The organism is Streptomyces sp. NPDC015661 (assembly GCF_043077765.1).
Lineage (GTDB): Bacteria > Actinomycetota > Actinomycetes > Streptomycetales > Streptomycetaceae > Streptomyces.
The window spans coordinates 534,696-559,379 of record NZ_JBIBST010000007.1; the positions used below are offsets into that span (position 1 = coordinate 534,696).

Consider the following 24,684-nt stretch of genomic DNA (forward strand, 5'->3'; position numbering starts at 1 on the left):
CTGGAAGGACATCGACGCGACGGTCGTTCCGTCCGATGCCAAGGGCTACGCCTTCACCAATACGACGAATGCTGCGTCCAGTTGGTTCGGCTCGGACGCGGAACGTCTGCTGCGTTTCCAGGCCGGCGCAGGTCATGCGGTGACGCTCGGCCTGAAGGGTGCGGGGAAGCTCGCGCCGGTGGCCGAGGGCGACACGGTCTCGTACAAGGACGCGGTGTCCGGTGCGGATCTGTCGTACCAGGTGGGTTCGGGGCGGGTGAAGGAGAACATCGTCCTGGACGCGAAGCCGTCCGGTCCGGTGTCCTTCACGTTCACCCTGGACGCGGGTGGTCTGACGCCGAGGCAGAACAAGGACGGCTCGATCTCCTTCTTCGGTGAGGGCGCGGACCCGGTCCTCGTCATCCCGGCGGCGTTCATGACGGACGCGAAGAAGGACGCGAAGGCCGCGTACGGTTCCGCCTACAGCTCCGCCGTGCGGCAGAAGCTGACGCGGGTCGGCAAGGGCTGGGAGCTGTCGGTCACGCCGGACGCGAAGTGGCTGGCCGCGCCGGAGCGGCAGTACCCGGTCACGATCGATCCGACGATCTCGATCGCTCCGACGCCGTCGACGGCGCAGGACGTGATGATCTCGTCGGACGGTGCGACGACGAACTACGACGACAACTGGCGTCTGTCGGTCGGCAACACCTCCACGGGTGCCTCGCGTGCGCTGATCCGGTTCCCGGTCAGCAGCATCCCGGCGGGCACCAAGCTGGACTCGGCCGATCTGAAGATGTACTTCGACCAGACGCACACCACGGGTGACACCGAGGTCCAGCTGGAGGCGCACCGCGCCACGCAGGCGTGGACGGAGTCGGGTGCGACCTGGAGCAACGCCAACGCGATCACCGGTGAACTGTCGGGCACGGCGGTCGTGGTGGACAACGGCGACGCCGGGCGTACCGCCGCCGTCGGCGCCTGGCCGGCGTCGGGGAACACGGCGTACACGCAGTACGCGGTGAACCAGACGTACATGTACAACAAGGATTCGGTCGCGGGTGACACGTACACCTGGCAGCCGAGTCTTCCCGAGGACGGCACCTACCAGGTCGAGACGCACTACGTCCCGGCCTCCGACCGTGCCACCAACGCTCCGTACACCGTCACCTACGACGGCGGCACGAAGCAGTACCTGGTCAACCAGGCGGCCGGCACGGCCGGCGTGTGGAAGACGCTGGGCTCCCACCCGTTCAAGGCCGGAACGCTCGGCAAAATCGTCCTCGGCGACGGGCCGGCCTCCACGACCACCTCGGTGATCGCCGACGCCGTCCGCTTCACCAAGGGCGGTGTGGTCACCAAGCAGGCCGGTGAGCTGAACACCTGGCACTCCTTCCCGGTGACCAAGACGGTCCAGCAGTGGATCGACGGGACGTACACGAACAACGGTTTCGTGATCAAGGCCGGTGACGAGTCCGCGAACGGCCCCAAGGGCGGTCCCCGGTACGAGGGCAGCGAGTACGCCTACGAGGGCGAGACCGCGAACTACCCGCGGCTCGTCCTCACCTTCGGCCGTCAGGGCGTCGACCTCTCCGTCCCGACGACGATCCACGACACCGGCGCGGAGCTGAACTGGTCCGCCTATCAGGACAAGGACCCGGTCGGTACCGGCGACGACATCGTCGAGTACCAGGTCCACCGCTCGGTCAGCCAGACCTTCACCCCGTCGGCCGCCACGCTCGTCGCCCCGGTCACGCCGGGCACGACGTCGTACACCGACACCTCGGCAACGCCGACGAAGGCCGACGACCCCGACCCGTACGGCCGTGCGTACTACTACATGGTCGCGGTCAAGACGAAGGACGGGCAGGTCGTCGCAGCACCGACCCAGCTCGTGCGTCTGCCGAAGGCCGGACGCACGATCAAGGTGCTGTTCGCGTCGCAGGACACGACTCTGTCCTCGGCGCAGCCCACGCTCGCGCACGACACCTTCGACGACGGCGGCCCGAAGAACTGGCTGAGCGTCGGCAACAACTCCGCCACCTACGAGGACACGCGGGCCCTGCTGAAGTTCCCGGCCCTGGGCATTCCCACCACGGCCCGGGTCCTGGAGGCCGATGTCCGCCTCTGGTCCACGCAGACCTCCCAGGACACCACGGGTGCCGTCTACGAACTGCGGCCGCTGACGCGCGACTTCGACGAGTCGGCCACCTGGGTGAAGGCGGATGCGGCCACGAACTGGGCCGTGCAGGGCGGTGACTTCGGTGCCTCCGTCGGCGATGTCGGCGCGATGACGAACGACCCAGCCCGCCACAACTGGGACGTCACCTCGCTCGCCCAGTCCTGGGTGAACACCCCTTCCTCCCAGAAGGGCGTGGCCATCAAGATGGCCGACGAGGTCGCCCGGCAGGAGCGCACGCTGTTCCTGTCGTCCGAGGGCGCCGAGCCGAAGCTCCGGCCCAGGATCGCGGTCACCTACATCGACTCCACCACCGAGTCGACGTACTACGCGCCGCAGACCCCCGCGCGCATGACCCCGAACACCGACTACACCGTCGACTTCAGCCTCACCAACACCACCGCAGCCAACTGGACTTCGGCCGATCACGTCCTCACCTACAAGTGGACGCTGCCCGACGGCACGGACGTGACGACCGGAGGCAACCAGGTCCAGACCGCTCTGCCGTCGAACGTCGTCCCCGGTGACAGCGTGGACCTCCAGGCCGTGGTGAAGACGCCGATCAACTCGGACAACGGCAACAAGCGCACGGACTACGTCCTGACCTGGGACGTCTACAACAAGACGACCGGCACCTGGACCTCGGGGACGTCGGGCATCCCGGGTCTCGCGCAGAACGTGGCGGTGGAGGACCCGACCTCCAACCAGCTCGGCATGGAGAAGTTCTACTCCTACACCGGCAAGAACACCGGCGCCGGCTCGACCGTCATGAACAACACGGCGTCCGGCAACCTGGTCTGGCAGTACAACGCGTTCACCAACCCCGGCCGCGGCATCACCACCTTCGCCCGGTTCGCGTACAACAGCCAGGACACCTCCGACACCGTCTCCGGCTACGGCTGGTCCTTCCAGGCCTCCGGCCCGGTCCGTCTGGGCGCGCCGCTGGAGTTCCACCCGAAGCCGCACCCGACCGAGATCCGTCTCCCGGACGGCGACGGCACCACCCACGTCTTCCGTGAGCAGCCCGACGGCTCCTGGAAGGCCCCCGCCGGTGTCCACTACAGGCTGACCGCGAAGCCCGGTCTGGACTGCACCCCGCTGAAGGACCCGATCCCGGACGCCTGGACGATGAGTCGTCCGGACGGCACGCGGTTCGTGTTCGGCTGCGACGGCTACATGACCTCGGTCGTGGACAAGAACGGCAACACGCAGACGTACACCTACGAGGAACGCAAGTCGAACAACAAGCCGACCAAGTTCCTCAAGTACATCACCGACCCGGCCGGCCGTCAGTCGCTGACCGTCGAGTACTACTCCAAGGCCGACAGCTCCAACCCGAAGGTCATCGACCACATCAAGTCGATGACCGACATCTCGGGCCGCAAGGTCGCCTTCGAGTACTCCGACAAGGGCCTGCTCACCAAGCTCACCGACGGCGCCGGTTCCACCCAGCCGAAGGTCTTCGCTTTCGAGTACGACGCCACCCAGGGCAACAAGAACGTCAAGCTCGTCAAGGCAACCGACCCGCGCGGCAACGCCACGTCGCTGGCGTACAACTACCCGCAGACCGGTGACGACCCGAAGTACCACTGGTGGACCAAGACGATCACCGATCGCATCCAGGGCACCACGGGCTACACCTACGCGGTGGACGCGGGCAATCCCAAGTTCACCGCCACCAGGGTCACCGACGCCGAGAACCACGGCACGGACTACGTCACCGACGACTTCGGCCGCCCGGTCCTGACGACGAACCCCAAGTCGCAGACCACGAAGATGTCGTGGGACGCCGACAACAACGTCACGTACCTCGAGGAGGCCAACGGCGCCAAGACCGCGTACTGCTACGACCAGAAGACGGGCTATCCGCTCTGGCAGCGCGACGCGGAGAACAACAAGGCCGGTGTGCCGGACCAGACGGTGACCTGCGTCTCCGACGCCACCAAGTGGCCGGCGAACGCGGCGAAGTTCGAGTACCAGACGCGTGCCGACGGCTTCTCCGCGGACCTCTTCCGCAAGACGTCACGAGCGGGCCGCGCCTGGCAGTTCGGCTACGACACCTTCGGCAACCTCAAGACGGTCACCGACCCCAAGGGCGTCGCCACCGCGACGGCGGGTGACTACACCACGTCGTACGAGTACGACGCGTACGGCGAGCTGACCAAGGCGACGGACGCCAACGGACACCCCACGACCAACAGCGGCTTCGGCCCGACGGGCTACCCGTCCAGCATCACCGACGCGCTGGGCAAGTCGTCGGCGTTCGTCTACGACGTGCGCGGGCAGGTCACCGAGGTCACCGACGCGCTGGGGAAGAAGACGACGCAGTCGTACGACACCTTCGGCCGTCCGCTGGTCAAGACCGTGCCCAAGGACCAGGCCGCAGGTGACCTGATCACCCTCCAGGCCCCGGTCTACGACGCCAACGACAACATCACCTCGTCCACGGCACCCAACGGCGCGGTGTCCACCGCGGTGTACGACGCCGCGGACCAGATGGTCACGTCGACGGACCCGAAGGACACGCCGACCGGTCCCGAACGCAGGACCGACTACACCTACGACAGGACCGGCCATCTGAGGACGACGGTGCAGCCCAAGGGCACCGCGACCACCGGGGACTCCGGCGACTACGTCACGACCCACACCTACGACGAGCTCTACAAGCTCGTCTCCGTGGTGAACGCGGTCGGCGACAAGATCTCCTACGAGTACGACAACGTCGGCAACCTTCTCAAGGTCGTCGACCCCAAGAAGAACGCGACCGCCGACACCACCGACTACACCAGCAGGATGTCGTACGACCTCGATCACCGGACGGTGTCGATCAGCGACGCTCTGGGGAACACGAGTTCGCGCACCTACGACAAGGACTCGCTGGTCGTCTCCAGCAAGGACCCCGAGAACAACGAGACCCTGATCACCTACGACGAGCGGGGCAAGCAGACCGAGGTCAAGGTCCCGCACAAGGGCACCGGCCCCTCGCTCACCTACCGGACGACCCGGTACGAGTACGACCAGGTCGGCAACACCACCAAGGTCATCACCCCGCGGGGAGTGGAGACGGCGAACGCCGACGACTTCACCTCCCGGACCGAGTACGACGCGCTGAACCGCCCGGTGAAGCAGTTCCAGCCGTACGACCCGGCGGACGCCCGCTACAACAACCCGAACGTCTACACCGAGACCGAGTACGACGCCGTCGGCCGGGTCGCCAGGACCTCGCTGCCGCCGTCCGAGGGCCAGACGGTCCGCAACGACACCACGTACCGCTACTTCGACAACGGCTGGACCAAGTCGACGACGGACCCGTGGGACATCGTCACCTCGTACGACTACAACGAGCTGGGCCGCCAGACCGCCCGTACCCTCACCTCTGCGGGAGGCTCGTCCAACCGCACGATGAGCTGGTCGTTCTACCCGGACGGCAAGCTGAAGTCGAAGTCGGACAACGGCGTGCCGGTCGGCACCGCCGTCCCGCTCGTCGACAACTCCGACACCCAGAACACCTCCTCCACCGGTACCTGGACCCACGCCAGCCTCCCCGGCCAGCAGGGCTTCGACCACCAGGTCCACGCGGCGGGCGCCGGGACGGACGCGTTCACGTGGACGCTGAACATCCCCAAGGACGGCACCTACACGGCGTACGTGCGCTACCCCCAGGTCGCGGGCGCCGCGACGACCGCGAAGTACACGGTCACCAAGTCCGACGGCACGACCACGGACGTCGTCAGGAACCAGACCACGACCCCGGGCGCCTGGGTGAGCCTCGGCTCGTTCGCCTTCACCCAGGGCAACGCGGCCAAGCTGCAGCTGTTCCAGAACAGCGCCGGTGCGGTCGTCGCCGACGGCGTGAAGCTCGTCCGTGACAACGCGGCCGACACCGACAACGAGAAGCACGCCTTCGCGTACGGCTACGACGTCAACGGCAACCTGACGTCGATCGACGACACCTCCCCCGGTGCGCCGGTCGACGCCTACACCATCGCCTACACGGGCCTCGACCAGATCCAGAAGGTCACGGAGTCGCTGGCCGGCCAGGAGAAGAAGTCCACGGCCTACACCTACGACGCCAACAGCCTGCCGGACACGATCAGCCACCCCGACCAGTTCTCCAAGTACACCTACGACACCCGTGATCTGACGAACACGGTCTCGGTCGGAAAGTCGGCCACGGACGCGTCCCCCAAGGTCACTTCGTACACGTACAACGACCGCGGCCAGGTCCTGCGCCAGACCAAGGACAACGGCAACACGGTCGACAGCACCTACTTCCTCGACGGTTCGGTCGCGTCCACCGTGGAGAAGAAGGCGGGCGGCACGCTGGTCGCCTCGCACACCTACCAGTACGACGGCAACGGCAACCCGACGCAGGACGTCACGAAGAAGATGGACGCCGACAACCACGCGGCGTACCTCGACTCCACCACCGACTACACCTACGACCCGGTCGACCGGCTCGCCAAGTCCGTCAAGACCGGCAACGGCGCGTCGACGGACACGTACGTCCACGACGACAACGCCAACGTCGTCAGCCAGAACGTCCAGGGCACGACCACGACGTTCTCCTTCGACCGCAACCGGCTGCAGAGCTCGTCCGTCGCCGGTACGGCCTTCCAGTACAACTACGACCCGTTCGGCCGCCAGGAGTCGGTCACGAGCAACGGCCGAGTCGTCGGGCGCAGCGTGTACGACGGCTTCGACCACGTCGTCGAGTCCCAGAAGGCGGACCCGACCGGCGCGATGAAGTCGACGCGCTACACCTTCGACCCGCTCGACCGCACCCTGTCCACGACCGCCGACGGCAAGACCACGGACTTCGAGTACCTGGGTCTCTCCGGCGAGGTCCTGGACGAGAAGGTCGCCGGCCAGCTGTCGAAGTCGTACCAGTACAGCCCGTGGGGCGAGCGCCTGTCCCAGATCAAGCACACCGACGGCACGGACGAGGCCACGTACTACAGCTACAACGGCCACACCGACGTCGACGCGCTGACCGACAAGAACGGTGACACCAAGGCCACGTACGGCTACACCGCCTACGGCAGCGACGACGAGTCGGAGTTCACCGGCATCGACAAGCCCGACGCCCAGAACCCCACCAAGGAGGACTACAACCCGTACCGGTACAACGCCAAGCGCTGGGACACCGCGTCCGGCACGTACGACATGGGCTTCCGCGACTACAGCCCGGGGCTCAACCGCTTCACCACGCGGGACATGTACACCGGCGCGCTGGCCGACATGGGCCTCGGGGTCGACGCGTTCACCGGCAACCGCTACGCCTTCACCGGCGGCAACCCCGTGAGCAACGTCGAACTGGACGGCCACTTCGCCCTCATCGACGACCTCGCCGAGGGCGCGATCCTGCTCGTGGCGGTCGCCGCGGTGGTCACGTACGAGGTCGTGGTGAACGACGAGGACGTGCAGACCGCCATCAACGACACGTTCGACTCGATCGTGGAAGGCATCGGCGACCTCTTCGAGGACGACGAGCCGGAGGCGGGGCCGACGACCGAGCCGGTTCCCCTGCCGATCCCGGTGCCGGACGGGGACTCGGACACGGACAACAGGAAGCGGTGTGCGGACGCGCCCAAGTCGTCCCGCTTCCAGTACGAGCCGCTGGACGGGGAGGGTCGTGCCCAGGGCGCGACCGCGCTGATCTGCCCGGACGACCTCAAGGCTCCGCTCGCGCCCCGGGACACCGGCACGGTGAACGTGTACGGATTCCCGGACCCCGCGTCGAACACGAACCGGTCGGGCAGGGGCAACATCTTCGACCGTACGCACATCGTCGGTGACAAGGTGGGCGGCGACTGGGTCAACGAGAACCTCTTCACCGGGTTCTCGCGCATGAACAAGAGCGGCATGCGGCGGTGCGAGATCCAGATGGAGAAGCAGCTCGCGGCCGGCAAGTGGGTCGTGTACACGGGCAAGGTCAACTACAGCCACACGACGGGATACGCGGACAGCATCACGATGTCCGCGTACACCGAGGACGGAGTACTGTTCAGCAACGTCGTGGTACAGAACAGCCCGGATTGGCAGACGACATGCTGAGAATCGAAGAGCTGGAGGCCGCCCTCCCGGCGATGCTGCCGTGGCGTGCGGCGGCGGGACGCGACGTGGACTGGTCCGCGCTCGAGTCGGTCCTCGGGACGGCCCTGCCCTCGGACTTCCGGGCTCTGGCGGAGGCGTATCCGGTCCTGGTCGTCGACGACTTCCTGACGGTGTCCGTGCCCCGGCCCGGCACCGAGGCGTTGTGGGCGTCCGAGGCCAGGGACGACGAGATCCTTCAGGACCTGTTCGAGATGGGCGACACCGAGGACTACGTCCCCTTCCCGCAGCCGGGTGGTCTGATCTCCTGGGCGTCGTCCTCCTCGGGCGACACCTTCTACTGGAGGACGAGCCCGGCCGATCCGGACGCATGGCCGGTGGTCGTACGCGGGGACAACGGCGACTGGTCGGAGTTCCCGGTCGGTGCCGTCGCCTTCCTGGCCGGCGTCTACGGTCGCACGATCGACGTGGGCGGCATGCCCGGGGACTTCCCCGGCCGTGACCCACAGGTGCTGGGCCTGAGTGACAGCGCCGGCTGATCCTCGGCCGATCCGCGCGCGCACGTGAACGACGATCGCCCCCAGGGTCTCCTGGGGGCGATCGTCGTGGGGGTCAGTTCTCGCGGCGGTCCAGGCCCAGGTAACGGTCGAGCGGGGGTTCCCGGGCCAGGACGGCGCCGATCGTGAAGGCGAAGGTGATCGCGGCACAGACCACGATCAGCCAGGACAGCAGGGTCAGGACCAGGCCCAGCGAGCCGTACTCGCCGAGGGCCCGGTTGAGGGCGCCCGGCATGTAGAGGCGGGCCGTGAGGCCGAGGACGGTCGAGGCGGTGCCCGCCAGGACGGCGCCGGGCAGGAGCGGCAGCCAGTCGACCCGCTTGGCGAGCAGGAGGTGCTGGGTCCACAGCCACACTCCCGTGTTGACCAGGAAGAACAGCGGCAGACCCAGCCAGCCGCCGGCCCCGAAGCCGTTGCGGATGGGGGCCTGGAGAAGCACCACGACGACCAGGGCGAGCAGCCACACGAGCCACCGCCAGGCCGCGATCCGGGTCCCGGCCTTGGGCAGCCCCCAGGCCCGCTCGCACACCCGGGCCATGGCGCGACTGAAGCTCGTTGCCGACACCAGTGCCACGAGCACGCCGACGACGCCGGTGGTCTCCCGCGCTCCCTCGGTGGTGTTCTGGTCGAGGACCTGCTGCAGTTCGTGCTCCGACTGGCCGCTGAGCCCGAAGATGACGCGGAGGGACTCGCCCAGCTGGTTGCGGATCGCGAGCGGGGCGAAGGCCGCGAGGGCGAAGAGGAGGGGTACGGCCGCCAGGAAGGCCTGGGCCGCGAGCCGCGTGCCCGCGTCCAGGAGGTTCCCGCTCACGAGCCGGCCGGTCAGTTCCGTGAGTACGGGAAAGCGGCGCTCGGCTCCGCTCCGGATGCTCCGCACCCGGGTCGCCCACGACATCCCGCCTCCCGACCCCGCCCGGCCCGTCCCGCCATTGGATGCGATCCCGCGTGTCCGCGCGAGCCGGGCGGTTCTTCCGGGGGACGTCAGGGGCTGGTGGTGGAGACCGCGTACACGCGGGGGAAGGCCGGGTCGGTGAGGTCGACCGTGATGTTGGTGTGGGGGCGGGGCTTCTCGCGGGTCACGGTGGTGCCCGCCCAGGTCGTGCCGTCGGCGAAGGACCAGCCCGCGATGTCGGCGTCGCGCTCGCCGACGGTGATCCGGCCCGAGGTGAGCGCCGCGCGCGAGGTCCCGGACCCCGCCAGGAAGGCGTCGAGGCCGCCGGCGGTCGTCGTGAACTGGACGTACAGCCGGCTGGTCTTCCAGTTGCTGGTCTCGTAGTAGGCGACGTCCCAGGCCCCGGCGGGGATCGGGACCTCGAAGACCCGGCGCTTCATCAGCGAGGGCCAGTTGTCCTGGAGGCCGGCCGCCGAGGACTCGCGCTCCTTGTCGCGGCCGCTGTCACGGCTCTGGCCCGCGGAGATGACCAGGTAGCCGGCCGGGATGCCGACGAGGAGCACGATGATGACCGCCGTCAGCCAGCGGCGGCGGATCATGTGCCGGCGGTCCTCGGGCATCTTGTCCTGCGGGGGGCGGGGCGGGGCGGACTGGTGGGGCACGGTCATGAAGAGGGGTCCTCGGGGGTACGGGCGGCCCGGCCCGAGGTCCCGTTGCGCAGGGCCTGGGCGTAGCGCTCGTACCGTTCGTACCGCTCGACGCGGCGCCGGTTGGCGCGGCGGAAGCGGCGGGCGACGAGCCGGGCGAGGTCGGCGGCGCCGACCATCCCGGCCTCGGGGCCGAGCTGGGCGCGGACGATGCGGGCCTCGGGACGGTAGCCGCGGCCGGTGAGGTGGCGGCGGAAGGCGTCCCTCGCGGGGCCGATGAGCAGGTCGTCGGCGGCGGAGACGCCTCCGCCGATGACGAAGCAGGAGGGGTCGAGGGCGGCGGCGAGGTTGGCGATGCCGACGCCGAGCCACTGGCCGATGTCCTGGAACAGCTCCACGCACATGGCGTCGCCCTCGCGGGCGAGCTCGGTGATCAGGGGGCCGGTGATGTCGGGGACGTTCCCCTTGACCCGCTCGATGATCTCGTACGCGACCGGGGAGTCGGCGGCGGCCAGCTCACGGGCCTCGCGGACCAGCGCGTTCCCCGAGCTGTACTGCTCCCAGCAGCCGCGGTTGCCGCAGGCGCAGCGGTGGCCGCCGGGGACGACCTGCATGTGGCCGAACTCTCCGGCGACGCCGAACTTGCCCCGCTTGACCTGGCCGTCCTCCAGGATGGCGCCGCCGATGCCGGTGCCGAGGGTGATCATGACGAGGTGGTCCTCGCCGCGTCCGGCGCCGAAGCGCCACTCGGCCCAGGCGGCGGTGTTGGCGTCGTTGTCGACCATGACGGGGACGGCGAGGCGGCCCTGGAGGGCGTCGCGGAGGGGTTCGTTGCGCCAGGCGAGGTGCGGGGCGAACAGGACCCGGGCCCGGTCGGCGTCGACCCAGCCGGCCGCGCCGATGCCGACCGCGTGCACGTCGTGCCGGTCGGAGAGGTCCAGGACCAGCTCGACGATGGTGTCCTCGACGACCTTGGGGCTCTTCGACTTGTCCGGGGTCTCGGTGCGGAGCTTCTCCAGGATGTTGCCGTCGGCGTCGACGACGCCGGCCATCACCTTCGTACCGCCGATGTCGATGCCGACGGTCGGCACCCTGGGCGCGGTCAGGTGGGAGCGCCGCTCCCGGGTCCCGACGGTGCGCAGCACGGTCCCGCGGGCGGCTCCCCGGTGGGCGAGGTCACGGTAGGTACTCATCGGCTCCGATTCTGCCAGGTGGGGTGTGAAGGGGCCGTCACGTCGCGCCGGGGGCGGTCATGTGCCGGTCGGCCGCTCCAGCTCGTGGCGCAGGTCCTCCAGCTCGCTGCCGCCGGCCATCTGCCGGGTCAACTCGTCGAGGGTGACGGAGTCCTTGGTGTGGCTCGCGGCCATGACGCCCCGCTTGAGGAGGACGAACCGGTCGCCGACGAGGTACGCGTGGTGCGGGTTGTGCGTGATGAGGACCACGCCGAGACCCTGGTCGCGGGCGGCGGCGACGTACTTCAGGACGACCCCGGACTGCTTGACGCCGAGCGCCGCGGTCGGTTCGTCGAGGACGAGGACCTTGGCGCCGAAGTGGACGGCGCGGGCGATGGCCACGCACTGGCGCTCGCCTCCGGAGAGGGTGCCGATCGGCTGGTCGACGTCCCGGAGGTCGATGCCCATGCGGAGCAGCGCCTCGCGGGTGGTGGACCGCATCAGGCCGACGTCGAGCCGCTTGAAGGGCCCGGAGCCCTTGGTGGGCTCGGAGCCGAGGAAGAAGTTCCGCCAGACCGGCATCAGGGGGACGACGGCGAGGTCCTGGTAGACGGTGGCGATGCCCCGGTCGAGGGCGTCGCGCGGGTTGGCGAGGGTGACCTCCTCGCCCTCGATGCGGAAGGTTCCGGCGTCGTGCCGGTGGAGGCCGGCGACGATCTTGATGAGGGTGGACTTGCCGGCGCCGTTGTCCCCGAGGACGCAGGAGATCTCGCCCGCGCGGACCTCCAGGGAGACCCCTTCGAGGGCGCGGATGTTGCCGTAGTACTTGCTGACGTCGTCGAGCTGCACCAGCGGGGCGGTGTCGGTCGTCACTTGGTCGCCTCCACGCGCTTGCGGATCCAGGCGTTCAGCAGGGTCGCCAGGAGGAGCATCGCTCCCAGGAAGAACTTGAACCAGTCGGGGTTCCACTCGGCGTACACGATGCCCTTGCTGGTCATGCCGAAGATGAGGGCGCCGACCGCCGAGCCGATGGCCGAGCCGTATCCGCCGGTGATCAGGCAGCCGCCGATGACGGCCGCGATGATGTAGATCAGCTCGTTGCCGACGCCCTCTCCGGACTGGACGACGTCGAAGGAGAAGAGCAGGTGCTGGCCGGAGATCCAGGCGCAGAAGGCCACGCCCATGTAGAGGCCGATCTTCGTGCGGTAGACGGGGACGCCGACCGCGCGGGCCGCGTCGGCGCCGCCGCCGACGGCGAAGATCCAGTTGCCGAAGCGGGTGCGGAGCAGGATCCAGGTGGCGAGGGCGACGAGGCCGAACCACCACAGGATGGTGACCTTGAACTCGACGCCGCCGATCGTCACCTCCGAGGCGAAGAGCTTGCGGGCGGAGGGGAAGCCCTCCATGTCGGCGATGCTCTTGGTGGAGACGGTGCCGCTGATCAGCTTGGTGAGGCCCAGGTTCAGGCCGGTCAGCATGAGGAAGGTGCCGAGCGTGATGATGAAGCTGGGCAGCTTGGTGCGGGTCAGCATGAAGCCGTTGAAGACGCCGATCGCCAGGGTGACGAGCAGCGAGACGCCGACGCCGACCCAGACGTTCGCCGTCATCTGGTAGCTGAACATCGAGGAGACCAGCGCGGAGCTGGTGACCAGGACACCGGCGGAGAGGTCGAACTCGCCGCCGATCATCAGCAGGGCGACCGGGACGGCCATGATACCGATGGTGGAGGCCGCGTAGAGGACGGTGCCGAGGCTGGAGGGGTTCAGGAAGCTGTCGGCGACCAGCGCGAAGAAGGCGAAGACGGCGATCGCGCCGACGACCGAGCCGAGCTCGGGGCGGGCGAGCAGCTTCTTCAGCGGGGTGGTGCGCAGCAGCCGTTCGTCGACGTGGTCGACTCCGTCCGACGGCGGGGCGGTGGAGCTCATCGGGTGCCCCGATCCGCGTACTGCTTCAGCGCGGCGGCCTGGTCCTTGGTGATGATCTGGGGGCCGGTGAGGACCGGCTTGCCGCCGCCGAGGACGTCGGCGTTGTAGCGGTACAGCCAGAGCAGGTCGACGGCCTCGTAGCCCTGGAGGTAGGGCTGCTGGTCGACGGCGAAGCCGAGGGTGCCGGCCTCCAGGGCGGTCGCGACCTTGGCGTTGAGGTCGAAGGTGTCGACCTCGGCCTTGCTGCCGGCGCCCTTCGCGGCCTGGACGGCGGTGTCGGCGAAGGGGGCGCCGAGGGTGACGACGGCGTCGACGGCCTTGTCGGACTGGAGCTTGGCCTCGATGGAGGCCTTGACGTCGGGCATGTTGGTGCCGTCGACGTACAGGTTCACGAGCTCGCCGTCGAAGGTCTTCTTCACACCGGCGCAGCGCTGCTCGTGGCCGACGTTGCCCTGCTCGTGCAGGACGCAGAGGGCCTTCTTCTTGCCGCGCTTGTCGAGCTCCTCGCCGACGGCCTCGCCAGCGACGGTCTCGTCCTGGCCGATGTGGGTGAGCGCCCCGTAGGCCTTGGACTGTTCGGCGCCCGAGTTCACGGTGATCACCGGGATGCCGGCCTTGACGGCCTTCTCCACGGCGGCCTTCATCGCGTCGGGCTTGGCGAGGGTGACGATCAGCCCGTCGACGCCCTTGGCGACGTACGAGTCGATCAGCTGCGCCTGCTGCTGGGCCTCGTCGCTGTGTGCGTAGAGGAAGTTGATGTTGTCCTTCACGGCGGCCTGCTTGGCGCCCTTCTGGACGATGTCCCAGAAGGTGTCGCCGTCGCCCGAGTGGGTCACCATGGCGAAGGTCCACCGGGGGGTGTCGACGGCCGCCCTGCCCTGGGCCTCGGCGGCCTTGCGGGCGTCCTCCGCCCGCTTTCCGCCGGTGCTGCTGCACCCGGCGAGCGCCGCGGTGAGTGCGAGGGCGAGCACGGCGCCGACTGCGGCGCGTACCCCTCCTGTCCGAAGCCTGGTCACGAGACCGTGCCCTCCTTTGTGTCCTTCTGCGTGCATTGCAGTATCGGTCATGCGGGTCTTGGCACTGGTCAGGGGCCCCCTCGAGTGGCTACGGACGGACCATCAGCTGGAACTCGAAGGAGTAGCGGGTGGCGCGGTAGAGGTGGGAGCCGTACTCGACGGCGCGTCCGGTGTCGTCGAAGGTGACGCGCTCCATCGTGAGCAGGGGGGCGCCCTCCGCCTCGTCGAGGAGCGCGGCCTCCTCGGCGGTCGCGGCGCGGGCCCCGACGGACTGCCGGGCGCTGTGCAGGGTGAGCGCGGCGGAACGGAGCATGCGGTAGAGGCCGGTGGTCTCCAGCTGTGCGGTGTCGGGGGTGATGATCCCGGCGGGCAGGTGGTTGCACAGGTACGCCATGGGCTCGCCGTGCGCGGTACGGATCCGTTCGAGGTAGTGGACCTCGGTGCCCTCCGGTACGCCGAGGGCGGCCGCGACCGGTCCCGCGGCGGGTTCGAGGCGGTTGACGAGGACCCGGGTGGCGGGGCGCTGCCCGGCGGCGGCCAGGTCGTCGTACAGGCTGCTGAGCTCCATCGGGCGCCTGACCCTGCTGTGCACGACCTGGGTGCCGACGCCCCTGCGGCGCACCAGGAGGCCCTTGTCGACGAGGGTCTGGATGGCCTGGCGGACGGTGGGCCGGGAGAGGCCCAGGCGGGTGGCGAGGTCGATCTCGTTGCCGAGGAGGGTGCCCGGGGCGAGCGTCCCGTTCTCCACGGCGCTCTCCAGCTGCTGGGCGAGCTGGAAGTAGAGCGGGACCGGACTGGTGCGGTCCACGGAGAGCGGGGGCAGGGGGGAGCCGGACTGCTTGGGCACGGGGGGAGCGTAGCCCGGGGCGCTGATGACGGGAAGTCGTGACGTCCGGTTGTCCTGACAAATCCTTGACACCTGGGTACGCCCGGCTCCACGGTGGGGCCATGCGCATCGGACTGATCGGTACGGGACGGATCGGGAGCTTCCACGCGGGTGTGCTGGCCCGGCACCCGGAGGTCGAGTCGCTGATCGTGGCGGACGCGGACCCCGTCCGGGCGGCCGGGGTGGCGGGGGCGCTCGGCGCGGAGGCGGCGGCGGACGTGGACGCGCTGCTCGGGCACGCCCTGGACGCCGTGGTGATCGCCTCGGCGACGGCCGCGCACGCGCAGCTGATCGCCCGTGCCGCCGGCGCGGGGCTGCCGGCCTTCTGCGAGAAACCGATCTCCCTGGACGTGCCGGGGACGCTGGCCGCGCTCGACGCGGTGACGGCGGCGGGCACGGTGCTCCAGCTGGGGTTCATGCGCCGCTTCGACGGGGGCTACCGGGCGGCGCGCGAGGCCGTGCGGTCGGGGCGGCTCGGCCGGCTGCACACCGTGCGGGCGGTCACCTCCGACCCGGAGCCGCCGCCCGCCGCGTACCTGCCGCTCTCCGGCGGTCTGTTCCGCGACTGTCTCGTGCACGACTTCGACATCGTCCGCTGGGTGACCGGTCGGGAGGTCGTGGAGGTGTACGCGACGGGCTCGGACGCGGGCCCGGCGATGTTCCGGGAGGCGGACGACGTCGACACGGCCGCCGCCGTCCTGACCCTGGACGACGGCACGCTGGTGACGGCGACCGCGACCCGGTGCAACGGCGCCGGGTACGACGTCCGCATGGAGCTGGCGGGCGAGCGGGACCAGATCGTGGTGGGCCTGGACGACCGGTCCCCGCTCGCCTCGGTGGAGCCGCAGGGCCCGCCCGCACCGGGCAAGCCCTGGCCCGGCTTCCTGGAGCGGTTCGCCCCCGCGTACGAGGCGGAGCTGGACGCCTTCGTCCGCCTGGTGCGCGGCGAGGCGCCCAACCCGTGCGACGGCCGGGAGGCCCTGGCGGCGCTCCGGATCGCCGAGGCGTGCGAGCGGTCACGGCGGGAGCGGGTTCCGGTGCGGGTGGACGCGCACTAGCGGTCGCGGCGGGAGCGGGTTCCGGTGCGGGTCGACGCGTACAAGCGGTCACGGCGGGAGCGGGTTCCGGTGCGGGTCGACGCGTACAAGCGGTCGCGGCGGGAGGGGGTTCCGGTGCGGGTCCTGGGCTGGACCGGCGGCGTCACCACCGGACCGGGAGCCGGCGGACGCCGCGCATGAGGAGGCCGGGCAGCCACTCCCAGGGCGCGCCCTCGGGGTCGAGTTCGAGCCGGGGGAAGCGGTCCAGGAGCGTCCTCAGCGCGATCCTGCCCTCCATGCGGGCGAGCGGGGCGCCCAGGCAGTAGTGGATGCCGTGGCCGAAGGCCAGGTGGCCCTTGGTGTCGCGGCGGATGTCGAAGCGGTCGGGCTCGGGGAAGCGGGCCGGGTCCCGGTCGAGCGCGCCGATCGCCACGAGGACGCTCTGTCCCGCGGGGACGACGGTGTCGCCGATGGCGACGGGCTCCCGGGTGAAGCGGAAGGTGCCGGTCTCCACCGGGCCGTCGTACCGCAGGGACTCCTCGATCGCCCCGTCGAGGAGGTCGGGGTTCGCGCGCAGGGCGGCGAGCTGCTCGGGGTGCGAGAGCAGGTTGCGGACGGTGTTGGAGATCAGGTTGACCGTGGTCTCGTGGCCGGCGATGAGCAGCAGGTAGGCCATGGCGCGGAGTTCGGGCCCGGAGAGCCGGTCGCCGTCCTCGGCGCGGGCGGCGATCAGGCCGGAGAGCAGGTCGTCGGCGGGTCCTGCGGCCCGCTTGTCCTCGATGAGTCCGTCGAGGTAGCCGCCGAAGCCCTCCAGGGCGTCGAGGATGCCGCGCTCGCCGGTCGGGGTGACGAGCTCGTTCGACCAGCTGCGGAAGGTCTCGCGGTCCCCGGCGGGGACGCCGAGGAGCTCGCAGATCACGGTGATCGGCAGCGGGAACGCGTAGGCGTCGACGAGGTCGGCGCGTCCGGCCGGTTCCATGGCGTCGGCGAGTTCGTGGGTGAGCCGCTCGATGCGGGGGCGCAGGCTCTCGACGCGTCGGCCGGTGAACTCCGCCGTGACCAGGCGGCGCAGCCGGGTGTGGTCGGGGGCGTCGGCGGAGAGGAGGTGGACGCCGATGATGTCCTCCTCCGGCGGCCGGACGCCGATGACGGAGGGGGACTTGGCGAGCCGGGGATCGGTGAGCGTCGCGCGCCCTTCCTCGTGGCCGACGACCAGCCAGAACTGGAAGCCGTCCGGCATCCGCACCTCGTGGACGGGGCCGGCTTCACGGAACTTCGCGTAGAAGGGGTACGGGTTCGCGGTGAAGTCCGCGCCGTACTCCCCCAGTTCGATGACGGACATCGAAGCAGACTATCCGACTAGTCGTTCCGGTCCGTGTCGATGAGGCCCGCGTCGTGGACGAGCAGCGCGATCTGGACGCGGTTGTTGAGGCCCAGCTTGGCGAGGATCCGGGAGACGTGGGCCTTGACCGTGGGGACGCTCATGTAGAGCTCGCTGGCGATCTCGGCGTTGGAGCGGCCGTGTCCGACGGCGACGGCCACGTCCCGCTCGCGGTCGGCGAGTTCGGTGAGGCGGCCGGCGGCCGTGGCACGCCGGTCCGGCCGCTCCCGCTGTTCCGTGACGTGGGTCATCAGCTGACGGGTGACGGCCGGCGAGAGCACGGGATCGCCCGCGGCGACCCGGCGGACGGCGGCGACGATCTCGGCGGGCGGGGTGTCCTTGAGGACGAATCCGGCGGCTCCGGCCCGCAGGGCGCGCAGCACCTGCTCGTCGGCGTGGAAGGTGGTGAGGACGACGACCTCGGGGGCGCCGGGGAGGGCGCGGAGGCGTTCGGTGGCGGTGAGGCCGTCCACGTGGGGCATGCGGATGTCCATGAGGACGACGTCCGGGGCGTGCCGGGCGACGAGTTCGGGGACGTCGCGGCCGTCGGCGCCCTCGCCGACGATCTGGAGGTCTTCGGCGCCGCCGAGCATGAGGGTGAGGCCCGCGCGGACCAGGGGGTCGTCGTCGACGATGATCAGCCGGATGGTCATGGGGGCCACGGTAGCCGCGCCAGCGGCGGCATCGGCGGGAAGCTCACGGCGGCCACGGCAGCCAGGCGTGGAGGGCGAATCCGCCGTCGGGCTCCGGGCCGTGTTCCATCCGGCCGCCGGCGAGGGCGGCGCGTTCGGTGAGGCCGATGAGGCCCTGGCCGGAGCCGGGGACGTGCGGGACCGGGCCCGCGGGGGCCGGGTTGCGGACGTCGACGGTGAGGCCTTCGCCGGGGCGGCCCCGGACGGTGACGGTGACCGTCGTACCGGGGGCGTGCTTGCGGGCGTTGGTGAGGCCCTCCTGCGCGATGCGGTAGACGGTGCGGCCGGTGGCGGCGGGCACGGCGGCAGGGTCGTCGACGGTGGAGTCGAGGACGACCTCCGTACCGGCCTCGCGGGACTCCTCGACCAGCGAGTCGAGGGTGGCGAGGGTGGGCTGGGGCCGGTCGCCGTCGCCGTTCTCGCCGGGCGCGCGCAGGACGCCGATGATCTCGCGGAGGTCCTGGAGGGCTTCGTGGGCGCTGTCGCGGATGACTCCGGCGGCGCGGGCGATCTGCTCGGGCGGGGCGTCCGGCCGGAACTCCAGGGCTCCGGCGTGCACGCTGAGCAGGGTGAGGCGGTGGGCGAGCACGTCGTGCATCTCGCGGGCGATGGCCTCGCGGGCGAGCCGCTGGGCCTGGGCGGCGCGCAGCTCGGCCTCGTCCTCGGCGCGGCGGGCCCGTTCCCTGAGGGCTTCGACGAGCTGGCGCCGGGAGCGGACGAGCATGCCCCAGGCCGTGACGAGAAGGATGAGGACGAAGCCGAGGGCGATGGAGAGCCCGGCGTTGGTGGTGGGGTCGGGGCGGACGAAGACCTGGGCGGTGGAGGTGGCGACGGCGAACGCCACGATCCAGGCGACCTCGCGGAAGGGCCGGCGCACGGCGACGCTGAACAGGCTCACGAGGAGGGCGCCCGCGGCGACGGGGGCGACGATGTTCACCACGGACAGGGCGACCGCGAGCCCGACCGGCCGGCGGCGGCGCGTCCAGAGGGCGCAGCAGGCGGCGGCGCCGGCGAGCTGGTCGAGGAGGGTGACGGTCTCGCTGGTGTACTGCGCGCTGGTGTCGGCGGCGAGGAGGCCGACGAGGGCGGCGAGCAGGAACAGCGAGGTGTCCACGATCCAGTCGCGGACGGTACGGCGGGGCCGGCCGGCCCCGCTCCCGCCCGGTTCGACCAGGTGGGAGGGGAGCAGCCAGCGCTGCCGGTCCGTGCGAGTCATGTCCGCAAATGTACGCAGGCCGGGGGTGGTGCAACGGGTGTGCGGGCCGTCGGGATACCGGAGTCGCTCAGGTCGATACTTTGGTATCGGCCGCCGTAGACGAGTGGCGGACGCGGCCGGCCGGCCCTCCCCGACACGATCGGATCATGAAGAAATTTCTTGAGGGCCTCGGGGTGCTGCTGCTCGTGGCCGGCGTGGCCGGGGTGATCCGCGAGCTGACGGGCGGCTGGTTCCCCTTCATGGGCCTGACCCGGATCCTCACGGAGAACGTGGGGTTCCTGGAGGGCCGGGAGCTGTTCGCGAACGTCGTGATCGCGGTCGTCGGCCTGGCGCTCGCGATGGGGGCGAGCCGCATGGTGAAGGACTGAGGCCGGGGCTTCCGGCGCCTTCCGGATCGGGTCAGGCGCCGGCGTCGTCGAGGCGGGTCCGGGTCGGGTCAGGCGCTCGCGTCGTTGAGGCGGGTGACCTCGGCGAGGTGCTCGGCCATGCGGTGGGAGACGGAGCCGCTGGTGTAGAGGACGGCGCCGACGACGCCGACGGGCACGGACGCGCCGAGAACGGCGAGGAGTTCGGGCCAGTCACGCTCCTCGACGCAGCGGCTGTCGTTGTCGTGGAGGTACTCGCTGGTGAACCGGGAGGTGCACTCGCGGCTGTACTCGCCGCTCTGGTAGGGCGTGAAGAGGAGCACGGCGAGCCAGATCCACAGGAGCGCGGCCACGGCGAGGAGCCCGAGTCCCCATCCCTGGGTGCGGCGGGCCCGGGCGCGGAAGTCGATGTCGTACGGCAGTGAACGCATGGTCGGAGAACCTACCGGGCGTCCTGGTCGGCCGTGCGGCGGCCCCAACTGGTGCCCGCGAGAACGAGGATCGCGCCCACGAGGCCGAGGACGCCGGGGCGGTCGCCGGCGAGGGCGATGCCCGCGGCGGCGGCCCAGAGCGGCTCCGTGCCGAGGAGGAGGCTCACGCGGGACGGCGAGGTGCGGCGGACGGCCCACATCTGGACGAAGAAGGCGAAGAGCGTGCAGAAGACGGAGAGGAAGAGGAGCCCGGCCCACTCGCGCGGACCGAAGTCGAGGGCCACCGCCCAGGGCGAGGCGCCGGTGCCGGGGACGGCGGCGATGACGGCGAACACGGCGACGGCGGAGCCGAGCTGGACCGTGGTGAGGGAGAGCGAGTCGGCCGAGCGGACCGCCTTGATCCGGGACATGGCCAGGACGTGCACGGTACGGGCGAGGGCGGCGAGCAGCATGAGCAGATCGCCGAGCGACGGAGTGGTGAACCCGCCGCCCTGGGTCAGCAGGACGACACCGGCGACGGAGAGCGCTGCGGCGGCGAGGAAGGCCCGCGGAGGCCGCACGCGGGTGACGGCGGCCTCCGCGAGCGGGGTGAAGATCATGGTGAGGCTGATGATCAGGCCCGCGTTGGTGGCGGAGGTGTGGACGACGCCGTACGTCTCCAGGAGGAAGATCCCGCTGAGGATCAGCCCGAGGGTCGCGGCGCCGCGCCACTGGGCCGCGCTCAGGGCCTGGAGCCGGCGCCACCCCGCGGCGACGAGGACGGGCAGCACCACGGCGAACCGCAGCACGAGGACCGCGATGACGGTGTGGCCGGTGGTGATGCCCTTGGCCGCGAGGTAGCTGGCGCCCCAGACGACGGCGACGAGCAGGACGGGCAGGTCGGTGAGCCAGGCGCGGCGGGGGGCTCCGAGGGGTACGGGTGCGGCAATCGACGACATCGCGGGCCGGTTCTCCAACTCTTGCGGCGGGGTGGAGACTTCGACGGCTCGCACTCGGAGCGATCACCGTACCCGGGCGGGCCCGTGGCGGCTACACCTTTCCTGCGGCCGGGATCAGTAGCTGCCGTAGGTGGGGCGGCCGGCCAGTTCGTAGGTGTGGAGGGCGACGCCCGTGCCGGTGGTGCGCGCGTCGGTGAGGCGGAAGGCGGTGGGGCGGACCCCTTCGGTGAAGAGGCGGCGGCCGGTGCCCAGGACCACGGGGAAGACGTGCAGATGGAGGGTGTCGATGAGGTCGTGGTCGAGGAGGGTGCGGGCGAGGCCGGCGCTGCCGTGCATCTGGATCTCGCCGTCGGTCCGCTCCTTGAGGGCGGCGACCTCCTCGACGACGTCACCCCGGAGCAGGGTGGTGTTCTCCCAGTCCGCCGAGGTGAGGGTGGTGGTGGCGACGTACTTGGGGAGGGCGTTGAGCTTGGAGGCCACGGGGTCGCTGGGGTCGGTGTGCTTGGGCCAGTAGCCCGCGAAGATGTCGTACGTGTGGCGGCCGAGGAGGAAGGCGGTCGGGCGGGCGAAGATCTCGGTGATGCGCTGTCCGAAGTCCTCGTCGCCGTACGGCACGGACCAGCCGCCGTGCTCGAAACCGCTGCTGCGGTCCTCGTCGGGGCCGCCGGGGGCCTGGATGACGCCGTCGAGGGTGAGGAACTGGGTGAGGCTGAGGGTGGCCATGGTGGGTGCCCTTTCTGTTCTCCGGACCATCGTGTCTCGGAAGCTCAGACCGCGCCGCCGGGCCGAACTCATCGGTGAGCGGTGCTCGGGTCGGCGTCCGATTCCCGCCAGCGCCCCGGGCCCCCGCCGACTTTCATTGAACCCGCAACCACTTAGTACTTCTCACGGAGGTTTCGGGATGTCCACGATGAACGGCACGGCGGTTCTGGTGACGGGTGGCAGCCGGGGGATCGGCGCGGCGACGGCGGTGCGGCTGGCCCGGGAGGGCGCCGATGTGGCCTTCACCTACGTCCAGGACGAGGCCCGGGCAAAGGAGGTCGCGGCGCGGATCGAGGCGGCCGGCCGCAAGGCACTGCCGCTGCGGGCCGACGCCGCCGACGCCGGGGACGCGGCGGGCGCGGTGGAGTGGGCGGCGGACGCCCTCGGGCGCCTCGACGTCCTGGTGAACAACGTCGGCGCGGGCGTCCTCGGCCCGCTGGAGTCGCTGTCCCTCGCGGACGTGGACCGGGTCCTCGCGGTGAACGTCCGGGCGGCCTTCCTCGCCTCGCAGGCGGCGGCCGCGCGCTTCGCCGAGGGGGGCAGGATCGTCACGATCGGCACCTGCATGACCCAGCGGGTGCCGGGCCCCGGCGGGACCCTCTACACGATGAGCAAGGCGGCGCTGATCGGCCTGACGAAGGCGCTCGCGCGGGAGCTGGGCGGGCGCGGCATCACGGCGAACATCGTCCATCCCGGCCCCGTCGACACCGACATGAACCCGGCGGACGGGCCGTACGCGGAGGGGCAGGCGGCCATGACGGCGCTCGGCCGCTTCGGCACCCCGGACGAGGTGGCGGCGATGGTCGCCTTCCTCGCGGGACCCGGCGGGCGGTACGTGACGGGCGCGGAGTTCTCTGTGGACGGCGGGCACGCCGCGTAACCGCGCGAGGGGAAAGAGGCGCGAGGGCGCACCGGTGCTGTCGGGTCGGTGCGCCCTCGCGGGCCGGGCGGGGTGTCGTACCCGCCCAGTTCGGGGGAGCCGGCAGCGTCAGCCGCCGAGCTCCTGGTGGCGGGCGGTCAGGCGCGCCGTGCCGGCCTCCGTGAGGGAGCCGAAGAGTCGGAGGCGGGAGATGCCGCCGTCCGGGTAGATGTCGATCCGGACGCGGGAGCCGACCGCCGGGGTGTCGAGCACGAACCGGTGGTTGGTGTCGGGCTGGAGGCGGGTCCGGGGCAGGATCTCGGTCCACTCCTCCGAGCCCTCGGCCGCGACGGAGAGGGCGGCCCAGCCGGCGCTGTTGCCCTTGAGGTAGGCGGTGTCGATCTCGACGGCGCGGATCTCGGACTCGGCGACCAGGCCGTAGCGGATCCAGTCGTTGCCCTTGTCACGGCGGCGGCGGGTCTCCCAGCCGTCGTCCATCTTGCGGGAGCGGCCCGGCTGGATGGTGTTGGTGGCCGGGGAGTAGAAGCGGTCCGAGGCGTCCTCGACCTGGCCGCCGTTCTCCAGGGCCGCGAGGTCGAAGGTGCCGAGGACGCCCAGCCACGCCGGGTCGGGGGCGACCTCGCCGTAGACGCGGAGGCGGGCGATGCCGCCGTCCGGGTGCTGGTTGACGCGCAGGTGCGTGAAGCGCTGCTCGACGTCGACGGCGAAGCCGTTGGCGGCGTGGCCGCCGACCGCGGTGCGCGGGACGAGCGTCGTCCACTTCACGTCGTCGGCGAGGAGCTCCTCGGGCGAGGGCGAGCCGGCCACGGAGGTGGCCTCGACGGAGACGGCCTGCGGGTAGTTGCCGCGGAAGTGGGCGGTGTCGAGGACGATGCCGCGGACGACGCCGGGGGCGCCGAGGCGTACGAGGGCCCAGTCGTGGTCGTCCTCGGTGGGGTGCGGCTGCTGGGCGGAGACACCGCGGCGGCGGCGGGTCTCCCAGCCGTCCATGATCTTGCCCTTGTGGCCGAAGTGCTCGGGGTCGAACTCGGCGGCCTCGGGCTTCAGCAGGTTCTCGCGCTCGGCGAAGAACTCGTCGTTGGCGGCGATGACACCCGCGCCCAGACGCCGGTCCGCGAGGTCCGCGTACTGGGTGAAGGGGAAGTCGGCCGTCCGGTAGTCGGCGTACGGGTCGCCGCCGCCGTAGGGGCTGGCGTCACCGGTAAAGCTGGGTATGGACGACACGTCAGTTGTTCCTTTCGAGGAGTCGGCCGGAGGGCTCGGCGAGGGTGCCGTGGTCGGCGATCCGTTCTCCACGCAGCCAGGTGGAGGTGACGACGCCGTGCAGGGTCTTGCCCGCGTAGGCGGTGATCCGGTTGCGGTGCTGCAGGTCGGCCGGGTCGACGGTGAAGGTCGCGTCCGGGGCGAGGACCGCGAAGTCGGCGTCCCGGCCGGCCTCGATCGCGCCCTTGCGGGACAGCCCCGCGAGCCGGGCCGGACCCTGGGACATCCAGCGCACCACGTCCTCCAGCGAGTGGCCACGGCGGCGGGCCTCGGTCCAGATCGCCGGCAGGCCGAGCTGGAGCGAGGAGATGCCGCCCCACGCGGAGGCGAAGTCCGGGGTCTTCAGGTCGGCGGTGGACGGCGAGTGGTCGGAGACGATGCAGTCGATCGTGCCGTCCGCCAGCCCCTGCCACAG

At 70.7% G+C, this 24,684-nt stretch carries 20 protein-coding genes; 5 read left to right on the forward strand and 15 right to left on the reverse strand.

All coding sequences use genetic code 11. From position 1 onward, the window contains the following. The first annotated feature begins 622 nt into the window (after window positions 1-622). The gene (locus ACF07V_RS21875; RefSeq protein WP_392156438.1) at window positions 623-8,212 is read left to right on the forward strand and encodes a DNRLRE domain-containing protein; all 7,590 of its coding nucleotides are present in this window, start codon (window positions 623-625) and stop codon (window positions 8,210-8,212) included. Continuing rightward, window positions 8,206-8,748, forward strand: coding sequence for a hypothetical protein (locus ACF07V_RS21880; RefSeq protein WP_392156376.1), 543 nt, complete (start codon window positions 8,206-8,208; stop codon window positions 8,746-8,748). Before ACF07V_RS21875 ends, ACF07V_RS21880 begins: the two co-directional genes overlap by 7 nt. A gap of 73 nt (window positions 8,749-8,821) precedes the next feature. On the opposite strand, the gene ACF07V_RS21885 is transcribed toward ACF07V_RS21880, so the two are convergent. The 7 genes from ACF07V_RS21885 to ACF07V_RS21915 form a co-directional block, all read right to left on the reverse strand. Next, window positions 8,822-9,661 carry a YhjD/YihY/BrkB family envelope integrity protein gene (locus ACF07V_RS21885; RefSeq protein ID WP_392156380.1) on the reverse strand — a complete coding sequence of 280 codons (840 nt, stop codon included), beginning with the start codon at window positions 9,659-9,661 and terminating at the stop codon, window positions 8,822-8,824. Window positions 9,662-9,747: 86 nt separating this feature from the next. Beyond that, window positions 9,748-10,326, reverse strand: coding sequence for a hypothetical protein (locus tag ACF07V_RS21890; protein WP_392156382.1), 579 nt, complete (start codon window positions 10,324-10,326; stop codon window positions 9,748-9,750). Next, entirely contained in the window at window positions 10,323-11,498 is a 1,176-nt protein-coding gene (locus ACF07V_RS21895) for an ROK family glucokinase (RefSeq protein WP_392156384.1), read from the reverse strand. The genes ACF07V_RS21890 and ACF07V_RS21895 overlap by 4 nt, the downstream gene beginning before the upstream one ends. Window positions 11,499-11,555: 57 nt before the next feature. Beyond that, entirely contained in the window at window positions 11,556-12,350 is a 795-nt protein-coding gene (locus ACF07V_RS21900; RefSeq protein WP_392156386.1) for an ATP-binding cassette domain-containing protein, read from the reverse strand. After that, a complete protein-coding gene (locus ACF07V_RS21905; RefSeq protein ID WP_392156388.1) occupies window positions 12,347-13,402 on the reverse strand; it encodes an ABC transporter permease in 1,056 nt (351 codons plus the stop codon). The genes ACF07V_RS21900 and ACF07V_RS21905 overlap by 4 nt, the downstream gene beginning before the upstream one ends. After that, on the reverse strand, window positions 13,399-14,418 hold the full coding sequence (locus tag ACF07V_RS21910) for a sugar ABC transporter substrate-binding protein (protein WP_392156389.1): 1,020 nt from the start codon (window positions 14,416-14,418) through the stop codon (window positions 13,399-13,401). The genes ACF07V_RS21905 and ACF07V_RS21910 overlap by 4 nt, the downstream gene beginning before the upstream one ends. 88 nt (window positions 14,419-14,506) lie before the next feature. After that, the gene (locus ACF07V_RS21915; protein ID WP_392156440.1) at window positions 14,507-15,226 is read right to left on the reverse strand and encodes a GntR family transcriptional regulator; all 720 of its coding nucleotides are present in this window, start codon (window positions 15,224-15,226) and stop codon (window positions 14,507-14,509) included. Between the two features lie 140 nt (window positions 15,227-15,366). Here ACF07V_RS21915 and ACF07V_RS21920 point away from each other — a divergent pair, with 140 nt between their 5' ends. Then, window positions 15,367-16,362 (forward strand): Gfo/Idh/MocA family oxidoreductase, encoded by a 996-nt coding sequence (locus tag ACF07V_RS21920; RefSeq protein WP_392156391.1) that lies wholly within the window; start codon window positions 15,367-15,369, stop codon window positions 16,360-16,362. A 142-nt stretch (window positions 16,363-16,504) separates the two neighbouring features. Here ACF07V_RS21920 and ACF07V_RS21925 read toward each other — a convergent pair whose 3' ends face one another. The 3 genes from ACF07V_RS21925 to ACF07V_RS21935 are packed head-to-tail and all read right to left on the reverse strand — an operon-like array spanning window position 16,505 to window position 19,630. Then, window positions 16,505-17,683: a cytochrome P450 gene (locus tag ACF07V_RS21925; RefSeq protein WP_392156392.1), complete on the reverse strand. Its 1,179-nt coding sequence runs from the start codon at window positions 17,681-17,683 to the stop codon at window positions 16,505-16,507. 17 nt (window positions 17,684-17,700) lie between these two features. Further along, the gene (locus ACF07V_RS21930; protein WP_392156393.1) at window positions 17,701-18,375 is read right to left on the reverse strand and encodes a response regulator; all 675 of its coding nucleotides are present in this window, start codon (window positions 18,373-18,375) and stop codon (window positions 17,701-17,703) included. 43 nt (window positions 18,376-18,418) lie between these two features. Beyond that, the gene (locus ACF07V_RS21935; RefSeq protein WP_392156395.1) at window positions 18,419-19,630 is read right to left on the reverse strand and encodes a histidine kinase; all 1,212 of its coding nucleotides are present in this window, start codon (window positions 19,628-19,630) and stop codon (window positions 18,419-18,421) included. Between the two features lie 146 nt (window positions 19,631-19,776). Here ACF07V_RS21935 and ACF07V_RS21940 point away from each other — a divergent pair, with 146 nt between their 5' ends. Continuing rightward, the gene (locus ACF07V_RS21940) at window positions 19,777-19,998 is read left to right on the forward strand and encodes a hypothetical protein (protein ID WP_392156397.1); all 222 of its coding nucleotides are present in this window, start codon (window positions 19,777-19,779) and stop codon (window positions 19,996-19,998) included. Window positions 19,999-20,066: 68 nt separating this feature from the next. On the opposite strand, the gene ACF07V_RS21945 is transcribed toward ACF07V_RS21940, so the two are convergent. From ACF07V_RS21945 to ACF07V_RS21955, 3 genes are all read right to left on the reverse strand, one after another. Then, a complete protein-coding gene (locus ACF07V_RS21945) occupies window positions 20,067-20,426 on the reverse strand; it encodes a hypothetical protein (protein WP_392156399.1) in 360 nt (119 codons plus the stop codon). 11 nt (window positions 20,427-20,437) lie between these two features. Further along, the gene (locus tag ACF07V_RS21950) at window positions 20,438-21,364 is read right to left on the reverse strand and encodes a DMT family transporter (RefSeq protein ID WP_392156400.1); all 927 of its coding nucleotides are present in this window, start codon (window positions 21,362-21,364) and stop codon (window positions 20,438-20,440) included. Window positions 21,365-21,478: 114 nt separating this feature from the next. Continuing rightward, window positions 21,479-22,087 carry a dihydrofolate reductase family protein gene (locus ACF07V_RS21955; protein ID WP_392156401.1) on the reverse strand — a complete coding sequence of 203 codons (609 nt, stop codon included), beginning with the start codon at window positions 22,085-22,087 and terminating at the stop codon, window positions 21,479-21,481. A gap of 178 nt (window positions 22,088-22,265) precedes the next feature. On the opposite strand from ACF07V_RS21955, the gene ACF07V_RS21960 reads away from it, so the two are divergent. Further along, the gene (locus ACF07V_RS21960) at window positions 22,266-23,006 is read left to right on the forward strand and encodes an SDR family NAD(P)-dependent oxidoreductase (RefSeq protein ID WP_392156402.1); all 741 of its coding nucleotides are present in this window, start codon (window positions 22,266-22,268) and stop codon (window positions 23,004-23,006) included. A 108-nt stretch (window positions 23,007-23,114) separates the two neighbouring features. Here the strand turns inward: ACF07V_RS21960 and alc are convergent, their stop codons facing one another. Together alc and ACF07V_RS21970 are read right to left on the reverse strand one after the other, a co-directional pair. Beyond that, window positions 23,115-24,230 carry an allantoicase gene (gene alc / locus ACF07V_RS21965; protein ID WP_383666805.1) on the reverse strand — a complete coding sequence of 372 codons (1,116 nt, stop codon included), beginning with the start codon at window positions 24,228-24,230 and terminating at the stop codon, window positions 23,115-23,117. 1 nt (window position 24,231) lies between these two features. After that, window positions 24,232-24,684, reverse strand: a 453-nt coding sequence (locus tag ACF07V_RS21970; RefSeq protein WP_392156404.1) for an amidohydrolase family protein, incomplete at its 5' end; no start/stop codon positions are given.

Excerpts from the sequence above, each read along its gene's own strand:
- ACF07V_RS21875 (WP_392156438.1), top strand. The coding sequence starts at position 623 with ATGATCTCGTCGGACGGTGCGACGACGAACTACGACGACAACTGGCGT.
- ACF07V_RS21880 (WP_392156376.1), top strand. The coding sequence starts at position 8,206 with ATGCTGAGAATCGAAGAGCTGGAGGCCGCCCTCCCGGCGATGCTGCCG.
- ACF07V_RS21885 (WP_392156380.1), bottom strand. The coding sequence starts at position 9,661 with ATGTCGTGGGCGACCCGGGTGCGGAGCATCCGGAGCGGAGCCGAGCGC.
- ACF07V_RS21890 (WP_392156382.1), bottom strand. The coding sequence starts at position 10,326 with ATGACCGTGCCCCACCAGTCCGCCCCGCCCCGCCCCCCGCAGGACAAG.
- ACF07V_RS21895 (WP_392156384.1), bottom strand. The coding sequence starts at position 11,498 with ATGAGTACCTACCGTGACCTCGCCCACCGGGGAGCCGCCCGCGGGACC.
- ACF07V_RS21905 (WP_392156388.1), bottom strand. The coding sequence starts at position 13,402 with ATGAGCTCCACCGCCCCGCCGTCGGACGGAGTCGACCACGTCGACGAA.
- ACF07V_RS21920 (WP_392156391.1), top strand. The coding sequence starts at position 15,367 with ATGCGCATCGGACTGATCGGTACGGGACGGATCGGGAGCTTCCACGCG.
- ACF07V_RS21925 (WP_392156392.1), bottom strand. The coding sequence starts at position 17,683 with ATGTCCGTCATCGAACTGGGGGAGTACGGCGCGGACTTCACCGCGAAC.
- ACF07V_RS21930 (WP_392156393.1), bottom strand. The coding sequence starts at position 18,375 with ATGACCATCCGGCTGATCATCGTCGACGACGACCCCCTGGTCCGCGCG.
- ACF07V_RS21935 (WP_392156395.1), bottom strand. The coding sequence starts at position 19,630 with ATGACTCGCACGGACCGGCAGCGCTGGCTGCTCCCCTCCCACCTGGTC.
- ACF07V_RS21940 (WP_392156397.1), top strand. The coding sequence starts at position 19,777 with ATGAAGAAATTTCTTGAGGGCCTCGGGGTGCTGCTGCTCGTGGCCGGC.
- ACF07V_RS21945 (WP_392156399.1), bottom strand. The coding sequence starts at position 20,426 with ATGCGTTCACTGCCGTACGACATCGACTTCCGCGCCCGGGCCCGCCGC.
- ACF07V_RS21950 (WP_392156400.1), bottom strand. The coding sequence starts at position 21,364 with ATGTCGTCGATTGCCGCACCCGTACCCCTCGGAGCCCCCCGCCGCGCC.
- ACF07V_RS21955 (WP_392156401.1), bottom strand. The coding sequence starts at position 22,087 with ATGGCCACCCTCAGCCTCACCCAGTTCCTCACCCTCGACGGCGTCATC.
- ACF07V_RS21960 (WP_392156402.1), top strand. The coding sequence starts at position 22,266 with ATGTCCACGATGAACGGCACGGCGGTTCTGGTGACGGGTGGCAGCCGG.